General features: G+C 68.9%; 19 protein-coding genes and 1 pseudogene. 7 read left to right on the forward strand and 13 right to left on the reverse strand.

The features are described 5' to 3' along the window. The first annotated feature begins 73 nt into the window (after positions 1 to 73). Positions 74 to 1,159 (forward strand): DUF5937 family protein, encoded by a 1,086-nt coding sequence (locus ACFWBY_RS22845; protein WP_385333936.1) that lies wholly within the window; start codon positions 74 to 76, stop codon positions 1,157 to 1,159. A gap of 217 nt (positions 1,160 to 1,376) precedes the next feature. Continuing rightward, complete coding sequence (locus ACFWBY_RS22850) at positions 1,377 to 1,979, forward strand: ATP-binding protein (protein WP_385333934.1); 603 nt, start codon at positions 1,377 to 1,379, stop codon at positions 1,977 to 1,979. A 470-nt stretch (positions 1,980 to 2,449) separates the two neighbouring features. Here the strand turns inward: ACFWBY_RS22850 and ACFWBY_RS22855 are convergent, their stop codons facing one another. The 6 genes from ACFWBY_RS22855 to ACFWBY_RS22880 all read right to left on the reverse strand — a co-directional run bounded on the left by ACFWBY_RS22855 (position 2,450) and on the right by ACFWBY_RS22880 (position 6,500). Then, positions 2,450 to 2,866, reverse strand: coding sequence for a hypothetical protein (locus tag ACFWBY_RS22855; RefSeq protein ID WP_385333932.1), 417 nt, complete (start codon positions 2,864 to 2,866; stop codon positions 2,450 to 2,452). 418 nt (positions 2,867 to 3,284) lie between these two features. Further along, positions 3,285 to 3,830 carry a L,D-transpeptidase gene (locus ACFWBY_RS22860; RefSeq protein ID WP_385333929.1) on the reverse strand — a complete coding sequence of 182 codons (546 nt, stop codon included), beginning with the start codon at positions 3,828 to 3,830 and terminating at the stop codon, positions 3,285 to 3,287. Beyond that, entirely contained in the window at positions 3,734 to 4,078 is a 345-nt protein-coding gene (locus ACFWBY_RS22865; RefSeq protein WP_385333926.1) for a trypsin-like peptidase domain-containing protein, read from the reverse strand. The genes ACFWBY_RS22860 and ACFWBY_RS22865 overlap by 97 nt, the downstream gene beginning before the upstream one ends. A 6-nt stretch (positions 4,079 to 4,084) precedes the next feature. Beyond that, a complete protein-coding gene (locus ACFWBY_RS22870) occupies positions 4,085 to 4,402 on the reverse strand; it encodes a CU044_2847 family protein (RefSeq protein ID WP_385409693.1) in 318 nt (105 codons plus the stop codon). 140 nt (positions 4,403 to 4,542) lie between these two features. After that, entirely contained in the window at positions 4,543 to 5,274 is a 732-nt protein-coding gene (locus tag ACFWBY_RS22875; RefSeq protein ID WP_385333923.1) for a response regulator, read from the reverse strand. Then, positions 5,271 to 6,500 carry a sensor histidine kinase gene (locus tag ACFWBY_RS22880; protein WP_385333920.1) on the reverse strand — a complete coding sequence of 410 codons (1,230 nt, stop codon included), beginning with the start codon at positions 6,498 to 6,500 and terminating at the stop codon, positions 5,271 to 5,273. Before ACFWBY_RS22880 ends, ACFWBY_RS22875 begins: the two co-directional genes overlap by 4 nt. A 159-nt stretch (positions 6,501 to 6,659) precedes the next feature. Here ACFWBY_RS22880 and ACFWBY_RS22885 point away from each other — a divergent pair, with 159 nt between their 5' ends. Further along, a complete protein-coding gene (locus ACFWBY_RS22885) occupies positions 6,660 to 6,995 on the forward strand; it encodes a DUF4190 domain-containing protein (RefSeq protein ID WP_385333917.1) in 336 nt (111 codons plus the stop codon). A 296-nt stretch (positions 6,996 to 7,291) separates the two neighbouring features. Here ACFWBY_RS22885 and ACFWBY_RS22890 read toward each other — a convergent pair whose 3' ends face one another. Then, positions 7,292 to 9,256 (reverse strand): HelD family protein, encoded by a 1,965-nt coding sequence (locus ACFWBY_RS22890; RefSeq protein WP_385409694.1) that lies wholly within the window; start codon positions 9,254 to 9,256, stop codon positions 7,292 to 7,294. Positions 9,257 to 10,315: 1,059 nt separating this feature from the next. Here ACFWBY_RS22890 and ACFWBY_RS22895 point away from each other — a divergent pair. Both ACFWBY_RS22895 and ACFWBY_RS22900 read left to right on the forward strand, forming a co-directional pair. Further along, a complete protein-coding gene (locus tag ACFWBY_RS22895) occupies positions 10,316 to 10,669 on the forward strand; it encodes a molybdopterin dinucleotide binding domain-containing protein (protein WP_385334092.1) in 354 nt (117 codons plus the stop codon). A gap of 229 nt (positions 10,670 to 10,898) precedes the next feature. Next, on the forward strand, positions 10,899 to 11,618 hold the full coding sequence (locus ACFWBY_RS22900; RefSeq protein WP_385333914.1) for a DUF2625 domain-containing protein: 720 nt from the start codon (positions 10,899 to 10,901) through the stop codon (positions 11,616 to 11,618). Between the two features lie 6 nt (positions 11,619 to 11,624). Here the strand turns inward: ACFWBY_RS22900 and ACFWBY_RS22905 are convergent, their stop codons facing one another. From ACFWBY_RS22905 to ACFWBY_RS22930, 6 genes and pseudogenes are all read right to left on the reverse strand, one after another. Next, a complete protein-coding gene (locus ACFWBY_RS22905) occupies positions 11,625 to 12,428 on the reverse strand; it encodes an IS5 family transposase (protein WP_385334089.1) in 804 nt (267 codons plus the stop codon). Between the two features lie 321 nt (positions 12,429 to 12,749). Next, positions 12,750 to 13,649: a GNAT family N-acetyltransferase gene (locus ACFWBY_RS22910; RefSeq protein WP_385333911.1), complete on the reverse strand. Its 900-nt coding sequence runs from the start codon at positions 13,647 to 13,649 to the stop codon at positions 12,750 to 12,752. Positions 13,650 to 13,909: 260 nt separating this feature from the next. Further along, positions 13,910 to 14,053, reverse strand: coding sequence for a hypothetical protein (locus ACFWBY_RS22915; RefSeq protein ID WP_385334109.1), 144 nt, complete (start codon positions 14,051 to 14,053; stop codon positions 13,910 to 13,912). A 24-nt stretch (positions 14,054 to 14,077) separates the two neighbouring features. Continuing rightward, positions 14,078 to 14,194, reverse strand: a pseudogene (locus tag ACFWBY_RS22920) (transposase); the annotation flags it as partial. After that, on the reverse strand, positions 14,158 to 14,475 hold the full coding sequence (locus tag ACFWBY_RS22925; protein WP_385334086.1) for a transposase: 318 nt from the start codon (positions 14,473 to 14,475) through the stop codon (positions 14,158 to 14,160). The pseudogene ACFWBY_RS22920 and the gene ACFWBY_RS22925, both read right to left, overlap by 37 nt. After that, positions 14,358 to 14,981: a winged helix-turn-helix domain-containing protein gene (locus tag ACFWBY_RS22930; protein ID WP_385333908.1), complete on the reverse strand. Its 624-nt coding sequence runs from the start codon at positions 14,979 to 14,981 to the stop codon at positions 14,358 to 14,360. Before ACFWBY_RS22930 ends, ACFWBY_RS22925 begins: the two co-directional genes overlap by 118 nt. A 210-nt stretch (positions 14,982 to 15,191) precedes the next feature. Here ACFWBY_RS22930 and ACFWBY_RS22935 point away from each other — a divergent pair, with 210 nt between their 5' ends. Both ACFWBY_RS22935 and ACFWBY_RS22940 read left to right on the forward strand, forming a co-directional pair. After that, positions 15,192 to 15,716, forward strand: a complete 525-nt coding sequence (locus ACFWBY_RS22935; protein WP_385333905.1) for an EF-hand domain-containing protein — start codon at positions 15,192 to 15,194, stop codon at positions 15,714 to 15,716. 171 nt (positions 15,717 to 15,887) lie between these two features. Then, positions 15,888 to 16,469, forward strand: a complete 582-nt coding sequence (locus ACFWBY_RS22940; protein ID WP_385333902.1) for a hypothetical protein — start codon at positions 15,888 to 15,890, stop codon at positions 16,467 to 16,469. The last annotated feature ends 252 nt before the right edge of the window (positions 16,470 to 16,721 follow it).

Here is a 16,721-nt window from a genome sequence, read left to right on the forward strand (position 1 = left end):
GGCCGGCCGCGTCGGTTGACGGACATCGTCAACCGACGCCGTCGTCGGCCATCCGGTCGGTGATGATGAGGGGGTGACGTTGAGGATCGACATCAGCGGCCTGCCGTCCGAGCGATTGCGGTTCGCCGCCTCCCCGCTGGCCGAGCTGAGCGCGATGCTGCACGTGCTGGCCGAACCCGGGCACCATCCGCGACTCGCCGGCTGGGCCGGGGACGTCTGGGCGGGGCTGCGGCCGGAGCTGGCCGAGCGGTTGCGGGAGGCGGAGTTCCTCTGGCGTTCCTCACGAGCCGATTTCCTGGTCCCCGCCCGGCCTCGGCCGACCCTCGCCGAGGAGTTGGACGACGTGGACCGGATCGATGACGAAACGTATGTGAGTTCCGCGCTCGTTACCACCTGCGGCAGCAACCGGGTCCGCTTCGCTGCGCCGTCGCCGCTCGCCGACGCGACTGCGCGCGAGCGGGCCCTGGACCTGGCCCAGGCCCGCGGCCCGCTGCAAGAGGCCTTCGCGGAAAGGCTGCTCGCAGATCCGGCCGCCGTGCGGGCACGGGTGCGCCGCACCCTGGAACAGTGCGCCGATGCCTTCTTCGACGCCGCCTGGACGGGCGTCGCCGTTCGACTGGCCACCGACCTGCGTCTGAAGAACGACCTGCTGAAGCGCATGGGCATCGGGGCGGCACTCGCCTCGGTCTCCGGCGCGGTCACCCTGGCGTCGGACGGCGACTGCATCGTCGTGGACAAACTGCAGGACAAGGCGACCGCCGCCCACGGCACCGGGGTCACCTTCATCCCCAGCGTCTTCGGCCGCCCGCACCTGGTGGTGGTCCACGCGCCCGGGTGGCAGCCTGTGGTGCAGTACCCCGTGGCCGAGCCGGGTACGGCAGAGCCGGTGTCGCTGGAAACCGTCACGCTTCGGCTGGAGGCGCTCGCCCATCCGGTACGGCTGCGGCTGCTGCGTACCTTGGCCCGCGGCCCGCACACCCCCGGCGAGCTGGCCCACGCCTGGGAACTTTCACCCCCGGAGGTATCGCGCCACCTTGCCGTCCTGCGCCACGCCGGGCTGCTCACGGCCCGGCGGCGCGGTCGCTACGTCCACTACACCCTCGACGTGTCCGCGATGACGGCGCTGGGCACGAACCTTCTGTCGGCCGTGCTGCGCTGAGTGCCTTCGGTGCTCAGTGGCTTCGGTCTGCCGGAACGCGGGCGACCGCCGGTTTCGCAGCATCGTCCGAGTCGTACCCCGGGGTCATCCCCCTGTCCGGCCGTCCGGGCCAAGGCCTGTTCGTTGCGGCAGCCTGAACGAGAACCCGACGGATACTTGCCGGATGGATGGATCAAGAACTTCTTGGGTCAACACCACGCACGATTGGTCCGGCACCGTGGACGCGGACCATCTCGATCGGATACGCCAGGGATCCGCGGAGTTCGCACCGGGCGGACCCGAACACCTTGTTCTCGAGATCGTTGCTTACGCCGCTGACGAGGCAGCGAGCCGGGGCGGCGGACGGTGTGTGGTCACGCTGCATGCCGATGGCTCGGTGTCGGTGAAGGATGACGGCCGGGGCACCGACACTCGGGTCGACGAGAACGGCCACGTGGTGAAGAAGCCGGTCATGGCCACGAAGGATCTTCGATTCTTCGACCTTCCGGAGGCGGAGCGGCTTCCGGACGGACACCGGCGTCGCGGCATGTCCGTCGTCGCAGCGCTCGGCGAGTGGTTGATTCATACCAACCGCCGTCGCAACGGATCCTGGAGCCAGCGCTATGAGCACGGCGTCCCGGTGACCGATCTGCAGCCCGTCGAAGCCGACGGGACCACGGGGACCTGCGTGCGCTTCCTGCCGGACGAAGCCCTGCGTTCGCGATGGTCATTGACCGCAGGCGATCTGGTGCGGTGGTCCGAGCACTGGCCGGACCTGACTGCCCACCTCGACGATCAGCGCGACGATCAGCGCGACGGCGAGGACCGGGCAGGTTCCTGACCACGGGCGCCACGACCGAGCCCGTCCACGCCGTACGCGACAGCTCCGCGAGGCGCCGCGGCGGTATCGCCGATACATCCAGAGCGCGCATGTCCAGGTCGGCAAGCTCCTCGACCCGGTCCAGGGCCCACATCATTGCCGAGGCCCCGCCGGGTTGCGCTCCCCTGGGGTTCGTCAGGGGGACGTCAGCCTTTGAGGAGGTAGGAGCATCGGTAGGGGCCGAGGGTTGCCGTGTCACCGCCTGATCCCGGCCCGGTGTCGTGGGGGGCACGAGAACACGTCCGGGCTACTGCTGGGCGAGGCGGATGCGTCGACGGGCGCTCTCACGCCCGCGGCTGGTCGTAGGCGCGGACCTGGTTGGTGACCGGGGAACCGGCGACCCGCAGCATGTTCGGCCAGTGCGCGGATCACCTTGGCCTACGACTGGCCCGGCCGCGCCCGCCCCGCCTGACCTGGGCGGTACCTGGTAATCAGCGCTGCGTGTCGTCATCGCGCCGCCGCCCGTCGGGCCGCCGCCCGAACAGGTACTCGTCGAAGGTCGTGAAGCCGTCCGGCATGCCCTTCGGCCGTTCCGGACGCGGCGTCGCCGGTGGGACGCGGGGCGGTGTGGGCGGGCGCTTCGCCTCAGTGCGCGAGGAGTCACCGAACCCCCGGCAGGGGCAGGACTTCTCGTCCCAGTAGCCGATCCAGTTGCCGCCGCCGTCGTACTTGTCCTTCGAGCCGTCGATGCCGGAGCAGGAGCCGTAACGGCGGTGCGCCTCCTGGCTGTGCCCGCAAGGGCATTGCGGTCCGAGGCCGGCGCCCCGCCCCGCGCCGAAGATGATTGCGCCCAACACGAGCAGGAAGAAGCCGACACCGAAAAGCCCGACCCACGCGACACCATCCACGGCTCCTGCCCCTCCCAGAGTTCGATGACGACACGGCTCGCCCAGGCCGGCCGCCGAGCCCGGCGGGTGCCGGCGGGGTCATGTCCCGACGGAGCCTCGGCGCACTTGCGGCAGACGTGCCCGGGCATATCCACGTATCGCAGGTGCCGCAGTGGGCGTAGCCCGCGCCCGGGGGCACAGGTCTCCCTCCACCAGGACGGGACGGCCGCACTCCTCTCCCTCCCTAAGGGGACCGCGCGCGCATGTCTGCCGGACAAACGCGGGGGAACAGCGGGGGAAACAGGGGTCGGTTCCTGCTGCGTGTACTCCGTTCCGTTCCAGGCCGAGATCGTTGCGCGCGCGAAAGCCAGGCGTGGCCCCCGGCGGCCTGCTGCCGGGAGCCACGTGATGGCGGCCGAAGGGCTCGGCCGTGTATGTGTCAGCTGACCTGCAGGGTCAGGTTCTTCGGCCAGCGGGCCTGGTTCAGGCGGGAGAACAGGTCCTTGATGTCGGCGGGCTTCAGCTTGATGCAGCCCCAGGACTTGTAGTCCCTGTCGCCGTCCCATCGAGTGGGCTCGGTGGAGCCCTGACCACCGTTCTTCGTCATCTCGCTGTGGATGAACAGAGCGTCGCGGTTGACGGCCTCCTTGTCCCGCTTGGGGCGGCACTTCTTGTCGGAGAGCTGGATGGCGTAGCCCTTGATGTCGCTGTTGCGGTGGGTCTGGTGCCCGTTCACCTGGTAGGTGCCGCTGGGAAGCCATCCCTTCTCGCTGCGGCACTCGTCGGTGACTCCTACGCCGGACCCGGCACGGTAGCTCTTGACCGGGATGCCGTCGTGGACGAGGGAGAGGGTCGAGCGGTCCGGGTGATCCCAGTTCTTGGTGAACTTCAGCTGATATCCGCGAGGGCCGTGCTTGGCCCGACGCCTGCAGGGAGCTCGGTGATGCGGACGACCGCCACGTCCGCGCCCGCCGGCGCTCGCCACGGCCCGTCAAGGACCTCACCCTCCAGCTGACGCGCACGGGCAGCCTCCGCATGAGGGAACACCACGCCCACACGGTCGCCGGGACCTCTCCCCGCGACCTCGACGACGTGCGCACAGGTGACGAGGAGCTCTGCGGCCACCAGGAAGCCCACCCCCGCGACCCGTCCGTCCGGTCCGAGGACCTGAGCCACGGCCCGGGGAAGTCCCGGCGTGTCACCAGCACCGTTGTCGGGGTCCTCAGCGGGCATCACGGATCACCTTGAGATTTCGTCCGGAGGCGGAGGAGAGCTGATCGCATCCCGCTGCCAAGACACCGTCACCTTCAGGTGGCCGTCGGCTCGCCTCTTCGCGATCACTGCTCCTGCCATCACCGCCCGGGTGACACCGAACTCGACGGTGCAGCAGGGGCCTCGACCAAGACGCAGCCGCCGCCCTCCAGGGGAGCGCGAGTCAGCGATGTCACCAGGCCTCCTCCATCCGTCGGGCTTCGAATGTCGGCAGGCCCTCATTGGCGGTGGGCGGATCAGCCTGAGGCTCATGACCAGCATCATCGATTTCGGCGGCTGCCGCATCCCGGGTGATGAGGAGCGCCATGGCAGGACGAACGGCGCGAGGAGCCGATCCGCGCGGAGCCTGCGGCTCCACCATTCTGGAGACGCTGCTCGGACCGGGCGGTACCCGAGTCGGCGGCGATCGCGTGCCGTGGTGCGCGTCAGCCGGTGAACCCCGGTACCACCAGACCTGATTCGTACGCGATCACCACCGCGTGGGTCCGGTTCCGCGCACCGAGCTTGGTCAGCACGTTCCCGACGTGCGTCTTCACCGTCTCCAGGCTCACCCTGAGCGACTGCGCGATCTCCGGATTGGACCGGCCGGTAGCCATCAGCCGCAGCACCTCCTCCTCCCGCTCCGTCAGCGCCGCCTTCGGCAACGCCTCGGCGGAGCCCAGCGGGCGGGCGGCGACCATCCGGCGCAGGGCCGCCGGGAAGAGGATCGCCTCGCCCGCCGCCACCACGCGTACCGCCTCGGCGATCTGCCGGACCGGAAGCCGCTTGAGCACGAACCCGCTGGCCCCCGCGCTGAGCGCCGCAGTGACGTAACCGTCGTTCTCGAAGGTGGTGATCACCACGACCTTCGGAGGTTCGGCCGGCCCGGCAAGGAGTTGCCGGGTGGCCTCGATCCCGTTGCACCGCGGCATCCGCACATCCATCAGGACCACGTCCGGCCGCAGCCGCCGCACCTGCTCGACGGCCTCGACGCCGTCGGCGGCCTCCCCGACCACCGAGATCCCCGGCTGCGCCGCGAGCAAGGTGTGCAGACCGCTGCGGGTCACCTCGTCGTCGTCCGCGATCAAGAGGGTGACGGGGGTACATGCAGGGCTGGTTGCGGCGGGGCGGGAGCCCGTGCCCGTCACGGCGGCTGAGCTCGCGTCGGAGCCGGTCATGCCGAACCCCGTACCGGCAGCCGGACCGCCAGCCGCCAGTGCCGCGGCCCGTCCGGGCCGACCTCGATCTCACCGTGCAGCAGCCGCACCCGCTCGGCAAGGCCGGGCAGGCCGTGCCCGGACGTCGGGAAGACACCCACGCCCGTACGCATGCCCGCGCCCGCCCCATTGACCACACCGAGCTCAAGGCAGTCCGACGCGACCGCGACCCGGACCCCGATCGGAACGCCCGTCCCGTGCCGCAACGCGTTCGTCAGCCCTTCCTGCAGAATCCGGTACGCGGCCCGGGAGAGAGTCCCCTGCACCTGCGCCAACTCGCCAGACAGCTCCACGTCAAGGACCGCGCCCGCGTGCCGCAACCGGTCGAGAAGCTCGGGCAGGTCGTCCAGGGTCCGGGTCGGTGCCGTCTCCGCCTTCTCCTCGCGCAGTACGCCCAGTACGTAATCCAGGTCCTCCAGCGCGGCCCTGGCCGACTCCTCGATGCTGCGCAGCGCGGCCCGCGCCGCCCCCGGGTCGGCGGACAGCACCTCGCCCGCGACCGCCGCCTGGATCGTGGTCGCGGTCAGCGTGTGCCCGATCGAGTCGTGCAGCTCGTGGGCCAGCCTGTTGCGTTCGGCAAGGCGCTGCTCTCGCTCGGCCATCAGCGCGAGCTGCTCGGCCGACGAAGGACCCAGGAGCCTCGGCGCCAGCCACCGCAGCACGCTCGTCACCACCACGCACACGACCGCCGCGAGCAGCAGGCAGCCGAGCGCCACCACCCAGCTCTGCCATCCGCCGTCGGACCGCAGCGACCGGCCGGACAGACTCAGCCCGGCTTCGGCACCGAGCCAGTCCCCGGGGAGGGCGATTCCCATGAGGATCAGCACGCCGCTCGTCAGCGCCCCCGTCCATCCCAGCGCTACGTGCAGCAGCAGCCACAGTGGAGTCCGCCAACGGTCGGCGCCGGATGGCACGACGGCAGGGTCCGGCAACGGCACCCTCAAAAGTTGGCGGGCGAACGCGATCAGTGCCCGCCGCGTGGTGCGGGCAACGCCGACCAAGCCGATCAGTGCTGCCCAGACCAGGAGGACCAGGACGGCCTGCACTCCATAGGGAGCGGATGGCCACGCCAGTGTCGGCAGCAGGGCGAAAGGCAGCAGCGGAAGGCTCGCCAACGCGCCGCAGTAGGCGAACAGCATGCCCGAATAGGTGGAGCCGCGCAGCAGCGGCCGGAGTCCCATGATCATCGTCGCCCCAGTATGACCGGGCGGCTCACCGAGGGCTTCCCCCGATCGAGGGAGCAATTTCTCCCGCCTTCCCGCGATGCGCATCCGCGACGCCGGAAGCCAGGATCGTGCCCTGAACAGCTGACCGGAGGACGTTTGATGAACACGCAAGGAATAGAGATGCCGCCGCATCACACGGCATCGGGCAACGGCCTGGCCGGGGTCGCCATGGTGCTTGGCGTCATCGGCTTGAGCACGTCGATCTTCTTCATCGGCGGCCTGTTCGGCGGCATCGGCCTGATCCTGGGCATCGTCGCCCTGACGACGGCCAAGCGGACCGGTTTCGGCCGGGGCAAGGCCCTCACCGGCGTGGTGACGTCGGCCATGGCGATCGCGGTGTCCGTCCTGGTCGCCGTCTTCTTCGTCTGGTACGCCAACAAGACGCAGGAGTGCTACCAGCCCGACAGTTTCCAGCAGTACAAACAGTGCGTCCATCAGCAGCTCACCGGGAACTGACCGGAGACCGGCGATCCGCCTGGCGGCGCGGGAGCGGACTTCCCTGGGGAAGAGGTGACAGGCTGCGCCACCTCACCACCCGCAACACCGCCCGCGACATGGACGTCATCCGTGCCGTGCTCGGGGAGAAGAAGATCTCCTACCTCGCGTTCTCCTACGGCACCTACGTCGGCTTGGACCAGGCCGCGTGATGCCGGGTGGCCACGAGCGGTGAGGCGGCGAGCAACCCCGTGCGCGCAGGCCGGATTCCGTACCGCGCCGGGTGCGCCCGCGGCGACGACGCGGGCGCCGAGTCGTCAGGCGGACTGGACGGTGATGGTGCAGAGGCGCTTGGTGGCCCGGGTCAGGGCTACGTACAAGTCCCTCTCCCCACCGGGGCGGGCCGCGATGATTTCCTCGGGGTCCATGACGACGACCCCGTCGAATTCCAGTCCGCGTGCTTCGGACGCCGGCACGATGCGTGCCTGGTGAGCGATGCCTCGGGCCGTCAGCTCGCTCACCTTGGTGTCCGCGCAGATCACTCCTAGAAGCTCGCCCGGGTGCGCGGTGCTCTGGGCACGGAGTTCCTGAACGACGGCGGTGACCAAACCGTCCGGAGGCGCGGTCACGGTGCGAGGGCTCTCACCGCTTCGCAGTGACCGTGTGGGCTTCTGGTCCGGAGCGATCCGCGTGAGCAGGTCCCGGACGCTCTCCAGGATCTCCTGCGTGGTGCGGTAGCTGACGGTCAGGTTGTGCAGTTTGAACCGCGGTCCGACGTGGGGGCTCAGTGCCTCCTTCCAGTCGCGTGCCGTCGCGACCGGGCCTGCCTGGGCGAAGTCACCCACCAGCGTCATCGCCCTTGCCGGGCAGCGGCGGACGATCATCCGCCACTGCATGGCGGTCAGTTCCTGCGCCTCGTCGACGACGACGTGCCCGTACGTCCGCTCGGGGGGGCCGTCGACCAGGCTCGACGCCTCGTCCAGCAACGGCACATCGGCATCGGTCCACGGGTCGTCCGGACCGCGCAGCAGAAGGGACCGCTCCTGCGCGGTCAGGCGGGGCAGGCGCTCGGCGAGAGCGCCGGCGTTCGTCAGGAGCGCCTTCACGAGGTCCCCGGGTACCAGCCGCGGCCACAGCACCTCGACCGCTCGGTCGACGCCGGCGTCGTCGAGGAGATCGGCTCGGATGGCGTCCAGGTCCAGCTCGTGGACCGGACCCGAGTCGGCCGCACCTTCGGCACGGTGCTGGGCGGCTCCCGTGAACCGGTCGAGGTCCATGCCCGTCATCCTGGCGGCATCGGCGTCGATCTGCTCCAGGAGGTCGCCCATGTCTCGTTGCATCGCGTCGGTGACGGCGTCGACCAAGAGCTCCCTGAACACCTGGCGCGCGGGGTTGTGCCCCGGTGCGGCCGCCACGGCGGCGTCGCGTGCCGTGGCGACCTCCTCGCCGGACAGGTGAACCAGTTCCTGTCCGACCCGCACGGTGAAGTCACCGGCGGGGGCTTGGTGGACGCGCAGCAGGCCGGCCAAGGCGTCGGCGAGGTCGGAGCTGCCCTTGAGACGCGCCGTATCGAACGGGTCCACCGTGTCCGTGGACACTCCGGCCAGTTCCCGGCAGGTCGCCAGAACGACGTCGTTCTCTCCGAGCGAGGGAAGGACCTGGGAGATGTATTCGAGGAACCGGGCGTTCGGGCCCACCACCAGGACACCCTCCTCCGCGGCGCGCGGGAACGCGTACAGGACATAGGCCGCCCGGTGCAGGGCGACCACCGTCTTGCCGGTGCCGGGCCCGCCCTGCACCACGGTCACCCCGCGGTGGGCGGAGCGGACGATCTCGTCCTGCTCGGCCTGCAGCGTCGCGACGGCCGCGTGCATCCTGCCCGTACGCCGTGCCGACAGAGCCTCGGTCAACGGGCCGTCCCCCACGACGTCCTCGTCGGTCGGGGCGGTCCCGTCCAGCAGTTCGTCGCTCACCGAGATGACCGAGCGCCCCTCGAGGCGCAGGTGCCGACGCCGCCGCAGGTCCATCGAGTGGACCGGTGTCGCCTCGTAGAAGGGCCGCGCCGCGTTCGCGCGCCAGTCCACGAGCAGAGGCAGGTCATCCTCCTCCGTATGCAGTCCGATCCGCCCGATGCGCAGGGCCGTGCCGTCCGTCCAGTCGATGCGCCCGAAGACCAGCCCCTTTTCGGCGCCCTCCAGCCGGCCGATATCCTTGGCCAGACGCTCGGCGGCGATTTCTCTCTCGTATGCCTCACCGGCGCTTTCCGCCGGGGCCTTCAGCACATTCGCTCGGTGCACTCGCGCCTCGGCAAGCCGCTCGGTGAGCAACTCATATAAGGAAGACACATAATCCCGCTCCGATTCAACTGCACGCACAGCGGGATTACTCATTTTCGACAACAGGGGGCTCCTTCGATTCGAGCCACACCATACGGTCAAAGTTCCCTGAAGGTAAGTCTTGACTTACTTGGTAAGCCATGACCCTGTGGCGGAATCCATGACGGCTGCCCGTATGGCGTGCGACGCATTCCGCCGTTCCGCATATCGCTAATTGCGCTCCCGACGCCCGCCTGCCTTATGGCGATCCCGCCCTTGGATGCCGGCGATGTTTGCCGCACTCGGGGAAAGGGGGGAAGGGCGGGCGAGCCGACCAGCGCCATCGAGCTCACTGCCAGGGGGCATCTGGTCGCTTCGTCCGGCGACCCGCCCGAGGAGACGAGCACGGGATGGGGTCAAGCCCCCGACCGGTCCACCACTGCCCGACCCGTGCCGACGGCCCCATCTCAAGACCGAAGCGCCACACCGCCGTCGGTCGCGGCCGACCCAGAGAACGGATCGGTGAACTCTCACCCCGCTCGCCGCCGCGACACCCGGCGGCAGGCCCATCCATACCCGGACCACCCGACCCGGCGCCGCCCAACATGGATCCGCCGGTCTTCGGCCACCGCGTCTTCGATGTCGTCAAAGGAACGAATGAAAGGCGCGGCGGGCGTCCAATCAACCCGGGCTGTCCGGGGCCCGGCGGCGGCGCCGCTCCCATCAGATCCGATGACGGCTGATGGCGGCTGATGAGGCTGATGACAGGGTTTGCTGACCGCTAGGGTCGAATGCGGCCACCACAACAGGGAGCGGCATGGCCACCCTGGTCGACGAACGGGTGTCGACCGACCAGCAGTCGACGGACTGCCAGAACCTGGTGCTGGACGAGGCCTGGATCGAGACCCCGGTTGTGGCTTCGAGGAGCAGGTCGGGACCTCCAGCCGCCTTCACCCGCTGGAGCGGCCGAAGTTCGGCGAGCTGCGCGCGTACGCGCGGCCGGGCGACACTGTGCACATCTCCGTGATGTTCCGCCCGGTGCGCGGTACCGGGTACATCCTCGACGTACTCGACGTCCTGCACCGCGACCGCCTCGCCCTGCGCATCCACCGAGGTAGCTGTCTCGCGGGCGCAGTCCTGTCGGACGACGTCATGCCAGGCGTCGTGCAACTGTCCACGGGAGCGTGGTGGGATCCGGTCCGGCCGGGCCTGAGCGGAACATTGGACCGCCACGGCAATCCGAACGTTCTCACGGCGGATCGGCCGTGCTCGCGCCTGTCTCAAAAACCGAGTGCTCTCAGTGCGCTGGTCGACATCGAGTTGTACGGCGATTCCCTTCCTGATGTGCTCGCCTTTACACCACCAAACATCGAACAATGACACGAAGGCTTCCTGCCTCGTCGGGCAAGATTCCGTGTACGCCATCGTCAGGCGCCGTAACAGGCTGGCGCTGCCGCCGAGAGGCTCTCCACTTGTCGTTTGCGCTTGCGTAATGACATGAATACTGTGCGCAGTCATGACTGCACTTTAGAGGTCGTCTCGATTGGTAGATCGGCGTGCGGGTGACCCGGCGGACTGCGTCCCTCGGTGTTGGTGCGACGATGCGGAGATGCGCGATCACAATGAACTGATCAACGTCGACGACCCTGCATGGCCGCTCCTTCTCCAGGAGCTGTCCGGCACCGACGTACCAGTTGAGGTCCTGCCCGGCGATACCGCGGCAGGCCGAGCCTCCCTGCTGCAACTACAGGTCTCCGCCGGGTCGAATTTGGGCGGCATCGTACTGAACTGCGGCGGTCTGCTCGTGGACGGTGGATGGCTGCGGATCTTCGGAAGCCCAAGCGACGCCGGGCTGCCTGGCCTGGCCGAGGTCAACGCCATGCCCTCGGCATTCGATCCCCCATGGCGGCCTGGCGCTGGTCTCGTGGTTGCGCACGACGTGCTGGGCGGGGTCTTCGTGCTCAACGGGGGTAACCCCCGTGAGGCCGGTCGGCCCGGCGATCCAGGCGAGATCCTCTACTTCGCCCCTGATGCGCTCGGCTGGGAGGCCTTGGGCGCCGGCCACTCGGCGTGGTTGTCCTGGATCTTCTCCGGAGGTCTCCAGGAGTTCTATGAAGGCCTGCGGTGGGACGGCTGGCGCAGTGAGGTCTCCGTGCTGGAAGGCCGGCAGGGACTGTCGTTCTTCCCGCCGTTGTGGTCGGCCGAGGCGCGCCAGGATCTGTCGGCGACCAGCCGTCGCGCGGTGCCCATGGCGGAGCTCCTTGGCGTGAGCCGCGACTCATGCCTTCAGCTCGACGGCGCTGACCCGGGGTTTCTCGGAGTCGTATGAACGGGCTCACCCGTCCAGATGCCGGTAGCAGATGAGGGTGGCGGCGATGCCGGCGAACGCCAGGAAGTGTTCGGCCTTGGGCTCGTAGCGGCGGTGTAGACGGCGGCATCCAGCGAGCCAGGCCACCGTTCGTTCCACTGTCCAACGGTGGCGGCCCAGGCACTGAGAGGATTCGATGCCTTTTCGGGCGATGCGCGGGGTGATGTTGCGGGAGCGCAGCCACCTTCGCAGGTGGTCGTAGTCGTACCCCTTGTCGCCATGGAGTTTGGCGGGCCGTCGTCGACGCGGTCCGCGGCGGGAGCGGATGGGCGGGATGCCGCGGACAAGGGGTTCGAGGCCCTGGCTGTCGTGGGTGTTCGCGCCGGAGATCCCGATGGAGAGGGGCAGACCGGACCGGTCGGTGATCAAGTGGATTTTTGAGCCCTTCTTGCCGCGATCTACGGGATTCGGACCTGTCAGATCCCCCCTTTGAGGGCCCGCATGTTCACCGAATCGACCGCGCACCGCGACCAGTCCAGTATCCCCGCGTGCGCCGAGTTCGTCCAGGACCACGCGGTGGAGCTTGCCCCAAACCCCGGCTCGACTCCACTCGGTGAACCGACGGTGCGCAGTCGCTCCAGACGGACCGAAGACCGGCGGCAGCTGCCGCCAGGTACAGCCCGTCGTGGCCACGAACATGATCGCCGCCAGCACCTCGCGATCACCATGCCGCCGTCGGCCACCGTCCTGGGGACGCACCGGAGCAGCCGGGACCACCCGCTGAAAGAACTCCCACAACCCGTCCGGAACCAGGCGCTCCACCCACGTCATCACTACAGCCAGCCTAGTGATCAACCCAGTTGAGACGACCTCTTACTGAGGTTTTCTGTTCGGCGTCGGTCAGTGACGGTTCATGGTCCCTTCGGTATGACGGTGGGGTGAGATATCCGGAGGGTTGGGGGCTGACCTCTGAGATTCGGGCATTTCGTGAGGGGATCCGGCTTCAGTCCGTCAAGAGGTTCACGGCGGGTGAGAAGACCGCGGTAATCGAGCCCGCTGTCGATCCCCTGCCAGCCAGCCTGCCACCGGGCACTGGCAAGCGGTCCGGACCTGCCCTCGGACCGGACCGCTCGCACCGGGTGCTACTCCTCGCTAGGCCTCCTGGCCCGCTGAGTGGAAGTTGATGCGTTCCTTGATGACGGGGAAGCCGGCCTTGGTGAAGTTCGCGGCCATGGGGAAGTTGCCCTGGTCGGTCGATCCGGTGACGACCTCCGCGCCCTGCTCGACGAGGAGGTGGGTGCACTCCGCGAGGAGGTCGTAGGCGTAGCCGTGACCGCGCTGCTCCGGCAGGACTCCGATGAAGCCGATGGTCGGGCCGGAGGGGTTGTAAGCCGGTATGTGGATGCCGGCCAGGTCGCCCTCGGGCGTGTGCGCGATCTGCCACCACTCCCGTGGGGAGGGGCACCAGTGGAGGAAGTCGAGTTCCTCCTGGGCGGCCTGGTCGAGACCGCCCTCCTCGATGGCCCTGAGCGCGTGGGCGTCCAGGGTGACGGAATGGATGCGGCGAAACGCGTCGAAGAACACGGCGTCGTCGGGTTCGGCGCTGAAGCGCAGGCGTCCGGGCCGCTCGGGCAGACCTTGCTCCGGGGTCCAGCGGTACAGGAAGCGTTCCACCAGGAGTTCGTACCCAGCGGCTCGTGCGGCGGCGAAGCGCGTCTCGGCGCCGGCCCGCAGTTCGGGGTCGTCCCGCCAGCCGCTGGGCACGTTGATCTCGAGTTCGACCTGCCAGGGAGCGGAGCGCAGGAGTTCGGCTCCGGCCTCCTCCTCCCCCTCGGCCACGTCGAACCAGTTGATGTTGACGGGCTCCGAGTCGTCGGGGCCGCCCCACCACGCGCCGCGTGCAACGACTTCGCCATCGCGCAGGGCGACGCGCTTCCAGTGGGGGCGGAACCGAGTACGCCGATGACCCTCACGGGCGCCCAGGGGGTCGGGAAGTGCGTCAAAGAGATGTGCGTCGCTCGCGGAAAGCGCACGGATGACCAGATCGGTCATGGATTCCTCCGGGATACAGGCTGCTTGGAGCGCCCCCGGTCAGAACTGAGAAACCACGCCGGGATGCTGGAAGAGGGAGCGCTGGAAAGGTGTGAACCACACGGCACTCGCCTCCTTCCGTTCATCTCAGGGCGTGGAGCCACACGGTACGTGATCTTCCGCGGGTCCGTCCACGGATTTCTGCTGCCCTTGGAAGGAAGGGTTTCGCGGGAGGAGGCAGGGCGCTCTCAATGGCCCACGGGGCCTTACTACTGCGGTTCTCAGGGTGGGGTCAGCGGGTTGATGGCCAGGCCGGTGGAGGTGAGGCAGCCGTCGATCAGGCGAGGCCGAAGCTGAATCTTGCGTAACTCGCGTCGCAGTACGCGGTCGAGGTCGTCGGGTGTGTCGAAGGCGGTGTTGGCCATCGCTCGGCGTACCAGTGACCAGAAGGTCTCGACGGGGTTCAGGTCAGGGGCGTAGGGCGGGAGGCGGACGGTGGTGAGCCAGTCATGCTCGGCCTCATAGCGTTTCAGCCCGGCTGCGAGGTGGGTGTTGAGGTGTTCCAGACCACCACGATCGGTCCTCCGAGCTGGATGTGCGCCCGCACCAGGAGGTCGCGGTAGTCCTTCCAAGAGAAGCTTTTGCGTGCGCCCTTGAGGAGGATGTGGGCGCGGGGTCGGTAGATGAGACGGGCCGGTTCGCCGGGTTTGTAGCAGCACAGTGCGGCGATCAAGGTCCTGCGGCGGGAGCGGCCGCGGACGCGGATGACGGGGGTGTGTCCGCGCCGGCCCCAGGTGCGGGCGCGGGGCGGCGCCATGGAGAATCCGGCCTCGTCCTCGAAGACGATCCAGCCCCCGTGGGCCGCCGCGACGCTTTTACCCGCGGCCACACCTCCTTCTTCCACAGCTCGACGGAGTCCTCGTCGCGTTCGAGTGCTCTGCGGGCGGGCGCCTGCCAGGACCAGCCGTGCCGTTTCAGCAGCCGCCAGACCGTCGCCACCGACAGCGTCAAACACAAACGGCGGCGGATCACCGCCTGGACGCGGACCAGGGTCCACCGCTCATCCTTGAAACCGTGTGCTGACGGGCCCTTGCCGAGCTCGTCCTCGAGAACGGCGAACTGGGCGTCGGTCACGGTCGGGCAGTTCGCCGGCCCACTCGAGCGAAGGGCCTCCATACCGCCCTCGCGCCAGGCACGGCGCCAGCGTTCCACCGATCGGACACTCACCCGCAGATCCTTCGCGATCACCACGGTCTTCTCACCCACCACGAACCGCACACCGGCATCGAGCCGGATCCCCTCACGAAACGCCCGACGCTCAGCAGTCAGGCCCCCACCCTCCGGATAACGCATACCACCGGCATACCGCAGGGATCATGACCCGTCACCACCCGACGACAACCCGAAAACCTCAGTAAGACCTCAAGTACGGCCAGTGGTTCAGGGGCGCCGACGTCGACGGCGACGGGTTCATCACCCAGCGGGACGTCCGAATGATGAGCGAGCGTCACATCGCCGCCCGCGGCACCGGACTCCACGACCGCTCGCCTGCTCACCGAGGGGATGGACGGGTTCTGGACGAACGTGATCGCCCCGATAGATCAGGACGGTGACGGGAAGGTCGATCTGATGGACATGACCGAAGGGTTCAGGCGGGTCCTGACCGACCCCGCCCTGTACCCGGAACAGATCGAGCCGGTGACCAACTGCTTCTTCGACCTGGTCGATCTCAACGGAGACGGCAAGATCGACCAGGCGGAGTTCCAGCAGATGTTCGACTCGGTCGCCGGCGTTCCCGGCGAGGACTGCGCCGCGGTCTTCGCGGCTTTGGACCAGGACGGCTCCGGTGCGCTGGACCGCGCCGAGTTCCACCAGGCGGTCTCGGAGTTCTTCTACGGTACTGACCCGGACGCTCCTGCCAACCACCTGTTCGGCAGGGTCGCCGGCTGTTCCAGATGCGGCCCCGTACGCCGCACGCCCACACCACTGCCGGTGTGGGCGTGCGGCGTGAAGACCTCAGGCCAGGCAGCGGGAGCTCTTCGACGGCGGCGTCGATGCACTTGGTGGTCCGGAGCGCGATGGCGTTGAGGACCAGGCGAAGCGTTCCACATGGCCCCCGTGGCCGCCAGAGAGCCCGCACGCGACTTGTACCGACGTCAGGGGGCGTCAACGCCCCGCGCAAGGCTCCTGAAGGGCTGCCGGGCGCCGAGCAGTATGTGTGAGACTCCCTCTGAATGATCACTCGGGGGGAGTTTCGCGTTGAACGCGCTGTTGAAGAGGGTGTGGATCGGGCTGGCCGCGACCTTGATCGTGAGTCTGGCCGCTGTGGTCCTGCCGGACCACATCCAGATAGAAGACGACGGGCGAATCCACCTGGGCGCGCCCGCGCCCACGCCGGCCCCGTCCACGGCGGCGCCCACACCGGAGTCCACGTCACCGCCCCTCACACGGGACGCCGTGGACGAGGTGATCCGGACCGCGGTCAGCGCGGCGGGCCTCGACCCGGCGCAGGGCCGCCCGACCGTCGCGGCCGACGCCAACTCGAACAGGACGGGCTGGATGGCTGTCCGCGAGAAGACCGCCGCACAGTCGGAGATGAACGCGATCTGCGCCGACCTGGAGCGCCTGGGCTGGACGCTGAACCCGAACGGCGACCGCCCCGACGCCTCGCGCAGCTACAAGCGCGGGGGCTGGTACCTGCTGGTGAGCACGTGGGGGAAGACCCAGGCGCCGTCCACCACGTCCGCCTTGACCGACTCGCAGACCTACCTGACCTTGACCGGGCTCCAGCTGAACCTTTCCGACATACCCCTCCCCGAGATCACCGTCCGCATCGGCTGACCCCTCGGAGAGAAGCCCACACCGTCATCCTGGGACACCCCGGCACCCCGACCCCCCGGCACCCCGACACCCCGACCCCCCGACACCCCGACACCCTGGGCCCGCGTCGAGGAGGTGGCGGTCGGCCAGGTGGAGTTGCTGGGAGACGTCGCTGCTTTTGTCGCCGCTGCTGCCTGCCGGCTCCGGTCAGCGGGGTGGCTCGCCCAGTGTGTGGGTCTCCTCGGTCGCGAACGGTACGGGCCGGGCCATCCA

Source organism: Streptomyces sp. NPDC060049, assembly GCF_042736715.1.
Classification (GTDB): Bacteria; Actinomycetota; Actinomycetes; order Streptomycetales; family Streptomycetaceae; genus Streptomyces.

Excerpts from the sequence above, each read along its gene's own strand:
- ACFWBY_RS22865 (WP_385333926.1), bottom strand. The coding sequence starts at position 4,078 with ATGCCCGCTGAGGACCCCGACAACGGTGCTGGTGACACGCCGGGACTT.
- ACFWBY_RS22870 (WP_385409693.1), bottom strand. The coding sequence starts at position 4,402 with ATGCGGCAGCCGCCGAAATCGATGATGCTGGTCATGAGCCTCAGGCTG.
- ACFWBY_RS22875 (WP_385333923.1), bottom strand. The coding sequence starts at position 5,274 with ATGACCGGCTCCGACGCGAGCTCAGCCGCCGTGACGGGCACGGGCTCC.
- ACFWBY_RS22880 (WP_385333920.1), bottom strand. The coding sequence starts at position 6,500 with ATGATCATGGGACTCCGGCCGCTGCTGCGCGGCTCCACCTATTCGGGC.
- ACFWBY_RS22885 (WP_385333917.1), top strand. The coding sequence starts at position 6,660 with ATGCCGCCGCATCACACGGCATCGGGCAACGGCCTGGCCGGGGTCGCC.
- ACFWBY_RS22895 (WP_385334092.1), top strand. The coding sequence starts at position 10,316 with ATGTTCCGCCCGGTGCGCGGTACCGGGTACATCCTCGACGTACTCGAC.
- ACFWBY_RS22900 (WP_385333914.1), top strand. The coding sequence starts at position 10,899 with ATGCGCGATCACAATGAACTGATCAACGTCGACGACCCTGCATGGCCG.
- ACFWBY_RS22905 (WP_385334089.1), bottom strand. The coding sequence starts at position 12,428 with ATGACGTGGGTGGAGCGCCTGGTTCCGGACGGGTTGTGGGAGTTCTTT.
- ACFWBY_RS22910 (WP_385333911.1), bottom strand. The coding sequence starts at position 13,649 with ATGACCGATCTGGTCATCCGTGCGCTTTCCGCGAGCGACGCACATCTC.
- ACFWBY_RS22915 (WP_385334109.1), bottom strand. The coding sequence starts at position 14,053 with ATGGCCAACACCGCCTTCGACACACCCGACGACCTCGACCGCGTACTG.
- ACFWBY_RS22930 (WP_385333908.1), bottom strand. The coding sequence starts at position 14,981 with ATGCGTTATCCGGAGGGTGGGGGCCTGACTGCTGAGCGTCGGGCGTTT.
- ACFWBY_RS22935 (WP_385333905.1), top strand. The coding sequence starts at position 15,192 with ATGGACGGGTTCTGGACGAACGTGATCGCCCCGATAGATCAGGACGGT.